Source organism: Variovorax humicola, assembly GCF_037889915.1.
Classification (GTDB): domain Bacteria; phylum Pseudomonadota; class Gammaproteobacteria; order Burkholderiales; family Burkholderiaceae_C; genus Variovorax; species Variovorax humicola.
The window spans coordinates 739451-749321 of sequence record NZ_JBBKZV010000001.1 but is presented as its reverse complement, the minus strand read 5'-3'; the positions used below and the strand labels follow the sequence as shown (position 1 = coordinate 749321).

Genomic DNA, 9871 nt, shown 5'->3' with positions numbered 1-9871 from the left:
CTCAGTTGTTGTCCGACTCGTTCTCCGCCGGCCAGTCGCGGATGTAGGCCTTGAGCATCTTGTTCTCGAAGTTCTGGCTGTCGACGACCGCCTTGGCCACGTCGTAAAAGCTGATCACGCCCATCAGCATGCGCTTGTCCATCACGGGCATGTAGCGGGCGTGCCGCTCGAGCATGATGCGGCGGATTTCGTCGAGCTCGGTTTCCATGGTGCAGGTCACCGGATGGTCGTCCATTGCCTTGCGCACCAGCGTGCTGCCGACTTGGCCACCATTGCCCACGATGGCCTGGATCACTTCGCGGAAGGTGAGCATGCCCACCAGGTCGCCATGCTCCATGACGACCAGCGAACCGATGTCCTTCTCGGCCATCGTGTTCACCGCCACCAACAGCGTCTCGTCGGGCGTGACGGTGAAAAGCGTACTGCCCTTGACGCGCAGGATGTCGCTGACTTTCATGGGTGGTTTTCCTCTGCTGGACGGTGGCAATTGCAATTTGAATATAGCCCACAATCATCGCCCACCGCGACGCCCGCGTCACCCACCGCATCGCTGCAAGGGTCACAGGCCGTTGCCGATTTCCAGCTCCTACCAAAGGCCCTCATGCCAGGCTATTCCGACCCCGGTTTCGACACGCTCGCGCTGCACGCCGGTGCTGCGCCCGATCCGGCCACCGGCGCGCGCGCCGTGCCGATCCACCTCACCACCTCGTTCGTTTTCGAGTCCAGCGACCACGCGGCGGCGCTGTTCAACCTCGAGCGCGCGGGCCATGTCTACAGCCGCATCAGCAACCCGACCAACGCGGTGCTGGAGCAGCGCGTGGCAGCGCTCGAAGGCGGCATCGGCGCCATCGCGACGGCCAGCGGGCAGGCCGCGCTGCACCTGAGCATTGCGACGCTGATGGGCGCCGGCTCGCACATCGTCGCCAGCACCGCGCTGTATGGCGGCTCGCAGAACCTGCTGCACTACACGATGCGCCGCTTCGGCATCTCGACCACTTTCGTCAAGCCCGGCGACCTGGACGGCTGGCGCGCCGCGATCCGCCCGGAGACGAGGTTGCTGTTCGGCGAGACGGTCGGCAACCCCGGCCTGGACGTTCTCGACATTCCCGCGGTGAGCGACATCGCGCACGCGGCGGGCGTGCCGCTGCTGGTCGATTCGACGCTGACCTCGCCCTATCTCATCAAGCCCTTCGACTGGGGCGCGGACCTGGTTTATCACTCGGCGACCAAGTTCCTGTCGGGCCACGGCACGGTGATCGGCGGCGTGGTGGTCGATGGCGGCAGTTTCGACTGGGAACGTACCGGCAAATTCGCCGAGCTGACCGAGGCCTACGACGGCTTCCACAACATGGTGTTCAGTGAGGAAAGCACGGTCGGCGCGTTCCTGCTGCGTGCGCGCCGCGAGGGCTTGCGCGACTTCGGCGCGTCGATGAGCCCGCACACGGCCTGGCTGATCCTGCAGGGCATCGAGACGCTGCCGCTGCGCATGGAGCGTCACATCGACAACACGCAGAAGGTGGTCGAATTCCTGGCGGCGCATCCTTTCGTCTCGCATGTCGGGCACCCGCTGATCGAATCGCATCCCAGCCATGCGCTCGCGCAGAAGCTGCTGCGCCACGGAGCGAAAGGCGCGGGCGCGGTTTTCAGCTTCGACCTGAAGGGCAGCCGCGAGCAGGGCAAGAAGTTCATCGAGGCGCTCAAGCTGTTCAGCCATCTGGCGAACGTGGGCGACTGCCGCAGCCTGGTGATCCATCCGGCCAGCACGACTCATTTCCGGATGACCGACGAGGCGTTGGCTTCTGCGGGAATTTCGCAGGGAACGATCCGCCTGTCGATCGGGCTGGAAGACCCGGCCGACCTGATCGACGACCTGAAGCGCGCGCTGAAAGCCGCGGAGAAGGCGGGTGCCTAGGATGAAACCTTGCTCTTCGATTCGGCCGGGTGTCGGCCCGGATTCTTGTTCGGGGCGCGATTGCGCGGACAGCGTGCGCTGTTCGGGGCGCGATTGCGCGGACAGCGTGCGCTGTTCGGGGCGCGATTGCACCAACGCTGCGCTCTGTTCGGGGCGCGATCACGCCGACGGCGTGCTCTGCTCCGCGAATGTCCCCCGCCGTCAGCCTGCGGCTGCCGGCTCCTCCTTTATTTCGCTGCGCAGAGCACACCATCGACGTGATCCAGACACGCAGTCGTCGATCGGCCGACACCACCGACCGTTCCTCGTGCCGAGGGTGCTGGGTGTCCCCCGCAGCGAAATAAAGGAGGAGCCGAAGGCGGGGGACATTCGCGGAGGGGGATACCCAGTGGCCTCGGCACGCACCGCGGACCTTTGTACCCCTGACCTCTGCACCCCTGACCTTTGCACCCCGAGCCTTTGCACCCTGAACAAGCGCACCCCAAACACAAGCAGCCCGCAACAACACAACGCGCGCTGGAGCAACTGAAATGAACTACACCGTCAACGGCCACAGCACCTACTGCTACACCGGCGGCAAGCCCTTCGACGCCGCCAAGCCCACCGTCGTGTTCATCCACGGCGTGTTGAACGACCACAGCGTCTGGATCCTGCAAAGCCGCTGGTTCGCCAACCACGGCTGGAACGTGCTGGCGATCGACCTGCCGGGACACTGCAAGAGCGAAGGCACGCCGCCTGCAAGCGTCGAGGAAGCGGCGGAGTTCGTGGTGGCGCTGCTCGACGCGGCGGGCGTCGTCAAGGCCGCGCTGGTCGGCCACAGCTTCGGCTCGTTGATCGCGCTGGAAACCGCATCGCGCGCGCCGCAACGCGTTTCGCACCTGGTTCTGGTCGGCACGGCGTACCCGATGACGGTGTCGCCAGCCCTGCTCGACGGCGCGCTCAACGACCCGCAGCGCGCCATCGACATGGTCAACACCTTTTCGCATTCGCTGCTGGCGCCGCCGCCCTCCTCGCTCGGGCCCGGCACCTGGCTCTACGGCGGCTCGCGCGCATTGATGCGGCGCGTGCTCGCGAGCAACCGCGAAGCCAACGTGTTCCACGTCGGCTTCAAGGCCTGCAACGACTACGCGAACGGCGAGGCGGCGATGGCGGCCGTCACCTGCCCGGTGCTGTTCGTCCTCGGCGAGTCCGACCAGATGACGCCGCCACGCGCCGCGAAGACGCTGACGGCCAAGGCGCGCGGCGCGAAGGTGACGACAGTGCCCGCGGGCCACGCGCTGATGACCGAGGCGCCCGAGCAGACGCTGTTCGCGTTGAAGGGTTTCCTGGGCGCCTGATGGCCATCCGGGCCATCAGGGCCATTCGGGCCGCCGGGTGGCCTCAGGATGCGGCTTCCTGCTGCTTGAACGCCAGCCCGACGAAATCGACGAACGCCCGCACCCGTGCGGCAAGCTGGTGCCGCTGCGGATACACCGCGTGGATGTCCGCATCGGGCGTGTAGTACTGCGGCAGGACCTGCACCAGCCGGCCGTTGCGCAGATAGCGCTCGATATCCCATTCCGCCCGCATCAGGATGCCGTGGCCATCGAGCGCCCAGTTCACGGCGATCTCGCCATCGTTCGTGGCCAGGTTGCCGCGCGTCTTGACGGCATCGGTCCTGGCATTGGGGCCTCGCCCGCTCGACAGGCGCCACACGCCATAGGCCTCCTCGCCCTGGCGAATGCCGATGCAGTTGTGCTTCGTGAGGTCGTTCGGCACCTTGGGTATGCCGTGCCTGGCCAGGTAGGCGGGTGCCGCACACAGCAGCCGGCGGTTGGCCGCGATGTGACGCGCGATCACGCGCGAATCCGGCGGTACGCCAAAGCGGATGCAGACATCGAAGGAGTCCTCGGTCAACGGCGGCGGGTTGACCGACAACTGCAATTGCACCTCGACCTGCGGGTACTTGCGAACGAACTTCGAGATCAACGGTGCCACGTGGCTGCGCCCGAAGCCGAGGGTCGCGTTGACCCTCAGCAATCCCTTGGGCGTGGCTTTCGACGCGCCCAGCAGCTCGCCCATGCTGTCGATGTCGCTCAGGATCCGGCGCGCATGCTCCAGGTACAGCTCGCCCTCGGGCGTGAGGCTCATGCGCCGGGTGGTGCGGTTGATCAGCGACACGCCGATGCGCGACTCCATCAGCGCCAGGCGCTTGCTCACCGCTGGCGTAGTGATGCCCAGCTCGCGCGCCGCTGCGCTCAAGCTGCCGGCACTGGCCAGCGTCGAGAAGAAGCCGAGGTCGGCCGGCTGCACTTCACTGGGCATGACCGCTCCATTGTTGAATTCAGGTTAACGATGGATTCACTTTAGGGCCGGTCGGAAAGGCTGTCGAGTTTTTACATTCACTCCACCCCCCAACCACCTCGGAGACACACCATGAAGACGTACAAGATTGCAACCATCCCCGGCGACGGCATCGGCAAGGAAGTCGTGCCCGCCGGCCAGCAGGTCCTGGAAGCGCTCGCTGCAGGCAGCGGCGACTTCCGCTTCGAGTTCGAGAACTTCGACTGGGGCGGCGACTACCACCGCGAGCACGGCGTGATGATGCCGGACGACGGCCTGAACGCACTGCGCGACAAGGACGCGATCCTGTTCGGCTCCGCCGGCGACCCGCACATCCCCGACCACATCACCCTGTGGGGCCTGCGCCTGAAGATCTGCCAGGGCTTCGACCAGTACGCCAACGTGCGGCCGACGCGCATCCTGCCCGGCATCGACGGCCCGCTCAAGCGCTGCGGCCCGGACGACCTCAACTGGGTCATCGTCCGCGAGAACTCCGAGGGTGAATACTCCGGCGTCGGCGGCCGCGTGCACCAGGGCCACCCGATCGAAGCCGCGACCGACGTGTCGATGATGACCCGCGCCGGCGTCGAACGCATCATGCGTTTCGCGTTCAAGCTGGCCCAGTCGCGTCCCCGCAAGCTGCTGACCGTCATCACCAAGAGCAACGCCCAGCGCCACGCGATGGTGATGTGGGACGAGATCGCGCTGCAGATCAGCAAGGAGTTCCCGGACGTCAAGTGGGACAAGGAACTGGTCGACGCATCGACCGCCCGCATGATCAACAACCCGGGCTCGCTCGACACCATCGTCGCGACCAACCTGCATGCCGACATCCTGAGCGACCTGGCCGCCGCGCTGGCCGGCAGCCTGGGCATCGCGCCCACCGGCAACATCGACCCTGAACGCCGCTACCCGTCGATGTTCGAGCCCATCCACGGCTCGGCCTTCGACATCATGGGCAAGGGCCTGGCCAATCCGGTCGGCACCTTCTGGTCGGTCGTGATGCTGCTGGAGCACCTCGGCGAGACCGAAGCCGCACAGCGCGTGATGGCTGCGATCGAGAAGGTCACGGCCGACAAGTCGCTGCACACCCGCGACCTGGGCGGCAAGGCGACCACCGCCGACGTCACCAAGGCCGTGTGCGGTCAGGTGGCAGCCGCCGGCCAACGCAAGGCGGCCTGACAGCGCCCCGCCCCGGGCCCGGCCCGGGGCAAGGCAATTCCCAGTTCCTGAACAAGGCCGGCGCCACGCGCCGCGCCTCGACCCGAAAGCAGCCCTCAAGCGCTGCCGGGCCAGCCCGCGCCCACACACCCATCGACGGAGACAAATCATGCGCCGCTACCTCGGAAAACTTTACGTGCAAGTGCTCATCGGCGTGTTCGCCGGCGTGATGCTTGGCATCTTCGCGCCCAACATGGCCAGCGACTTCAAGCCGTTCGGCGACATCTTCATCAAGCTGATCAAGATGGTCTTCGCACCGATCATCTTTGCGACGGTGGTGCTCGGCATCGCCCGCATGGAGAACATGAAGGAGCTCGGCCGCGTCGGCTTCCGGGCGCTCATCTATTTCGAGGTGCTGTCGACCTTCGCGTTGCTGCTGGGCCTGGTCGTCGTCAATGTGTTCCAGCCCGGCCACGGCATGAACATCGACGCCACGCAGCTCGACACAAAAGCCATCGCGAGCTACACGGCCGCCGCGGCCAAGCCCGAAGGCTTCGTCGAGTTCGTGCTGCACCTGGTGCCGACCAGCATCGTCGACGCGCTGGCCAAGAACGACATCCTGCAGATCCTCGTGTTCGCGACGATGTTCGGCGTGGCGCTCTCGCACATCGGGCCGCGCGCCAAGCCGGTGGTGGACTTCCTGGACTCGTTCACGCATGGCGTGTTCTCGGTCGTGGGCATGATCATGCGGCTCGCACCGCTCGCCGCCTTCGGCGCGATGGCCTTCACCGTCGGCAAGTACGGCCTGGGCTCGGTGCTGTCGCTCGGCAAGCTCATGGGCACGATGTACATCACCTGCTTCCTGTTCGTGACGCTGGTGCTCGGTGCCATCTCGAGGGTGTCTGGCTTCAGCCTGTGGAAGTTCCTGAAGTACATCAAGGACGAGCTCTTCACCGTGCTGGGCACCAGCTCGTCTGAATCGGTGGTGCCGCAACTCATGCGCAAGCTGGAGCATGCCGGCGTGTCGAAGCCGGTGGTGGGCCTGGTCGTGCCGGCCGGCCTCACCTTCAACCCGGATGGCCAGTGCATCTACTACACGATGGCGGCGATCTTCATCGCGCAGGCCACCAACACACCGCTGACGATGACCGATCAGTTCGTCGTGCTGGGCGTGCTGCTGCTGACCTCGAAGGGCTCGGCGGGCGTGACCGGCTCCGGCTTCATCACGCTGGCCGCCACGCTGGCCTCGATGGGCAAGATCCCCGTTGCCGGCATGGTGCTGCTGCTGGGCGTCGATCGCTTCATGTCGGAGGCGCGCGCCATCACCAACACCATCGGCAATGCCGTGGGCACCCTGGCCATCGCCCGCTGGGTCGGCGCCGTCGATCGCACCCGTCTCACGCAAGTGCTGGACGGCAAGAGCGACCCTGAAGACCTCGACAAGCTCTACGAGGGCGACGACGACACCAAGGTGAAGACGCTGCGGGCGCCGGCCGATGCGGCGAATCCGTCCGATGTCCGGATCGCTGCATGAAGCATGAATCACCGATAGGTAACGGAAAACTGATAGCAGGAGCTCTCTCCATGACAGACACGATTCAACAGGTACGCGGCTTCGAGCTGCTGGACTCGCGCGGCAATCCGACGGTCGCCGCAGAGGTGGTTCTGTCCGACGGCTCGCGTGGATTTGCCGCTTCGCCCTCGGGTGCGTCCACCGGGGCGCGTGAAGCGATCGAACTGCGCGACGGCAATGCGAAGCGCTATTTCGGCAAGGGCGTGACCAATGCAGTCGGCCACGTCAACGGCGAGCTGAGCGATGCGCTCGTGGGCCAAGCCGCCGGTGACCAGGGCGAGATCGACCGCCTGATGATCGCGCTGGACGGAACGCCGACCAAGGCGCGCCTGGGGGCCAACGCGATCCTCGCCGTCTCCCTCGCGCTGGCCAAGGCCTCGGCGGCGTCGAGCAGGCAACCGCTGTATCGCCATCTCGGTGGCGATCGCACGCCGGTGCTCCCGATGCCCATGATGAACATCATCAACGGGGGCGCCCATGCCGACAACAACGTCGACATGCAGGAGTTCATGATCGTGCCGGTCGGCGCGCCGTGCTTCTCCGAAGCGATGCGCTGGGGCGTCGAGGTCTTCCATTCGCTGAAGGCGCTGCTGAAAGGCCGCGGCCTGTCCACCGCTGTCGGAGACGAAGGCGGTTTCGCGCCCGACCTTCCTTCGAACGAAGCTGCGATCGAAGTCATTCTCTCGGCCATCGAGCAGGGCGGCTTCAAGGCCGGACAGGACATCGCGCTGGGGCTCGATGTCGCCAGCTCGGAGTTCCACAGGAACGGCTTCTACGAACTCGCGTCGGAAGGCAAACGCTTCAGTTCCGCAGGGTTTGCCGAATACCTCGGCAGGTGGGTCGATGCCTATCCGATCGTGACCATCGAAGACGGGATGGCCGAAGCCGACTGGGAGGGATGGGAACTGCTGACCGCCAAGCTGGGCCGCCGCTTGCAACTGGTCGGCGACGACCTGTTCGTCACCAACACCGGAATCCTCCGGCAAGGCATCGCGCGTGGAGCGGCCAATTCGATCCTAATCAAGCCGAACCAGATCGGCACGCTGACCGAGACGCTGGCGGCCATCGCGATGGCGGACGACGCAGGCTATTCCTCGGTGGTGTCGCACCGCTCTGGCGAGACCGAAGACACCACCATCGCGGACCTCAGCGTGTGCACCGCGGCCACGCAGATCAAGACGGGTTCGCTGTGCCGATCCGATCGCATGGCCAAGTACAACCGGCTGCTCCTCATCGAGGCGGAGCTGGGCCAATCGGCCAGGTTCGCCGGACGCGCCGCATTTCCGCGCTCGCTTCCACTGCAATGACGCGCGGGCAGCAAGCAACTCTGTTCAGGACAGGCGGATTGTAACTTTTAGTAACCTTCTTGCCGGGGCAGCTGAAGTTGGAAGGCAATGCCGAGCGTTTCAAAGGGCCTATTTCACGAAAGCGGGTCGCGTGCCGGCCCACGCCTTCCCGAGGTCCTTCGTCATCGCCGCACGGATGGCCAACCATGCCGTCCGAAGGGCCACTACGGCCCCGCCGCCGCAATCGGCGTAGAACCTGCGCTCACCGTGCAAGCGCTGCGGAGAGGGCGGCGACGGTCCATTGCAACGAGGAGTGCCCCCATGAGAACCATCGTTCAAGCCCTTGCCGCGCTGAGTCGTGGCGCCGTTCGCCTGAGGGCCGCTGCGGCCGCCCGTCCGAACCTGCCGCGGCGCGTCCTGCTGGCGGTCGCGACATCGATCTGCCTGTCCGGCGTGATCGGCGGCTCGACCGCCTGGGCGCTTTGGAGCGACGAGGTCTGGGTGGTCACCTGGGCCGCCGGGCCGCACGCGGGCAACGAATTCGCGCCCTACACGCAGTTCGCCGCGCAGACCACGTTGCGGCAGATCGTGCGCGTCAGCAGCGGCGGCACCCGCGTGCGGGTGCGGCTGTCCAACGAATCCGGTAGCCAGCCGCTGGTGATCGGCGCCGCGCACGTCGGCCTGCGCAGTTCGGGCGCCGGCGTCGTTCCCGCGTCGGACCGGCTCCTCACCTTCGGCGGCGCGAACTCGGTCACCATCCCGGCCGGCGCGCCCGCGTTGAGCGACCCGGTGACGCTCGACGTGCCGGCGCAGTCGGATCTCGCGGTCAGCATTTACCTGCCCAACGCCGTCACCGCCGGCACCAGGCATTACTTTTCGCTGCAGACCAACTACCTGTCGCAGTTCGGCGACTACACCGGCATGCCCGTCCCGCCCGTGTCGTCCACGGTGCAGTCGTATTTCTTCCTGACCGCGGTGGATGTGCTCTCGGTGACCGGGGCGTCGGCGGTCGCCGTGCTCGGCGATTCCATCACCGACGGATACCGCTCCACGACCGACGCCAACCGGCGCTGGACCAATGTGCTGACGGAAAGGCTGCAGGCCGCGCGCATCCCGGTGGCGGTGGCCAACGAGGGCATTTCGGCCAATCGGGTGGTGCGCAATGTCACTGGTGCGAGCGCGATCACGCGCTTCGACCGAGACGTGCTGGCCCAGGCCGGCGTGAAGTACGCGATCGTGCTCGAAGGTATCAACGACATCGGCCTGGGCGCCCTGGCTTCGGCCGAGCCGGTGACGGCCGACCAGCTCATCGCCGGCTATCGCCAGCTGATCGCGCGCGCGCACCAGAAGGGGGTGCGGATCTTCGGCGCCACGCTGCCGCCGTTCGAGGGCGCCGGCTACTACTCGGCCGAAGGCGAAGGCAAGCGTCAGGCGGTCAACAACTGGATCCGCACCAGCGGCGAGTACGACGCCGTGATCGACTTCGACCAGGCCATTCGCGATCCGGGCCACCCGTCCCGCCTGCGGCCGCTCTATGACAGCGGCGACCACCTGCACCCCAACGACGCCGGGTATCGCGCGATGGGCCAGGCGATCGTGCTGCAGCTATTCCAGTAG

The 9871-nt window shown here is 66.3% G+C and carries 8 protein-coding genes; 6 read left to right on the top strand and 2 right to left on the bottom strand.

Features of this window, described 5'->3' with window-relative positions; translation table 11 throughout:
• Position 1: 1 nt before the first annotated feature.
• Entirely contained in the window at positions 2-457 is a 456-nt protein-coding gene (locus WKW80_RS03570; RefSeq protein WP_340362132.1) for a CBS domain-containing protein, read from the bottom strand.
• Between the two features lie 144 nt (positions 458-601).
• Between WKW80_RS03570 and WKW80_RS03565 the strand changes: the two genes are divergently transcribed.
• Together WKW80_RS03565 and WKW80_RS03560 are read left to right on the top strand one after the other, a co-directional pair.
• Entirely contained in the window at positions 602-1912 is a 1311-nt protein-coding gene (locus WKW80_RS03565) for an O-acetylhomoserine aminocarboxypropyltransferase (protein WP_340362131.1), read from the top strand.
• Positions 1913-2442: 530 nt separating this feature from the next.
• Positions 2443-3249, top strand: a complete 807-nt coding sequence (locus WKW80_RS03560; RefSeq protein WP_340362130.1) for an alpha/beta fold hydrolase — start codon at positions 2443-2445, stop codon at positions 3247-3249.
• A 43-nt stretch (positions 3250-3292) separates the two neighbouring features.
• Here the strand turns inward: WKW80_RS03560 and WKW80_RS03555 are convergent, their stop codons facing one another.
• The gene (locus tag WKW80_RS03555) at positions 3293-4216 is read right to left on the bottom strand and encodes a LysR substrate-binding domain-containing protein (protein WP_340362129.1); all 924 of its coding nucleotides are present in this window, start codon (positions 4214-4216) and stop codon (positions 3293-3295) included.
• Between the two features lie 111 nt (positions 4217-4327).
• Between WKW80_RS03555 and WKW80_RS03550 the strand changes: the two genes are divergently transcribed.
• The 4 genes from WKW80_RS03550 to WKW80_RS03535 all read left to right on the top strand — a co-directional run bounded on the left by WKW80_RS03550 (position 4328) and on the right by WKW80_RS03535 (position 9871).
• Positions 4328-5416, top strand: coding sequence for a tartrate dehydrogenase (locus tag WKW80_RS03550; protein ID WP_340362128.1), 1089 nt, complete (start codon positions 4328-4330; stop codon positions 5414-5416).
• A 145-nt stretch (positions 5417-5561) separates the two neighbouring features.
• Positions 5562-6929 (top strand): dicarboxylate/amino acid:cation symporter, encoded by a 1368-nt coding sequence (locus WKW80_RS03545; RefSeq protein ID WP_340362210.1) that lies wholly within the window; start codon positions 5562-5564, stop codon positions 6927-6929.
• A gap of 50 nt (positions 6930-6979) precedes the next feature.
• On the top strand, positions 6980-8275 hold the full coding sequence (gene eno / locus WKW80_RS03540) for a phosphopyruvate hydratase (RefSeq protein ID WP_340362127.1): 1296 nt from the start codon (positions 6980-6982) through the stop codon (positions 8273-8275).
• Positions 8276-8575: 300 nt separating this feature from the next.
• The gene (locus WKW80_RS03535; RefSeq protein ID WP_340362126.1) at positions 8576-9871 is read left to right on the top strand and encodes an SGNH/GDSL hydrolase family protein; all 1296 of its coding nucleotides are present in this window, start codon (positions 8576-8578) and stop codon (positions 9869-9871) included.

What these genes read in the sequence shown, in the direction of transcription:
- eno (WP_340362127.1), top strand. Translation starts at nt 6,980, where the DNA reads ATGACAGACACGATTCAACAGGTACGCGGCTTCGAGCTGCTGGACTCG.
- WKW80_RS03570 (WP_340362132.1), bottom strand. Translation starts at nt 457, where the DNA reads ATGAAAGTCAGCGACATCCTGCGCGTCAAGGGCAGTACGCTTTTCACC.
- WKW80_RS03560 (WP_340362130.1), top strand. Translation starts at nt 2,443, where the DNA reads ATGAACTACACCGTCAACGGCCACAGCACCTACTGCTACACCGGCGGC.
- WKW80_RS03555 (WP_340362129.1), bottom strand. Translation starts at nt 4,216, where the DNA reads ATGCCCAGTGAAGTGCAGCCGGCCGACCTCGGCTTCTTCTCGACGCTG.
- WKW80_RS03565 (WP_340362131.1), top strand. Translation starts at nt 602, where the DNA reads ATGCCAGGCTATTCCGACCCCGGTTTCGACACGCTCGCGCTGCACGCC.
- WKW80_RS03535 (WP_340362126.1), top strand. Translation starts at nt 8,576, where the DNA reads ATGAGAACCATCGTTCAAGCCCTTGCCGCGCTGAGTCGTGGCGCCGTT.
- WKW80_RS03550 (WP_340362128.1), top strand. Translation starts at nt 4,328, where the DNA reads ATGAAGACGTACAAGATTGCAACCATCCCCGGCGACGGCATCGGCAAG.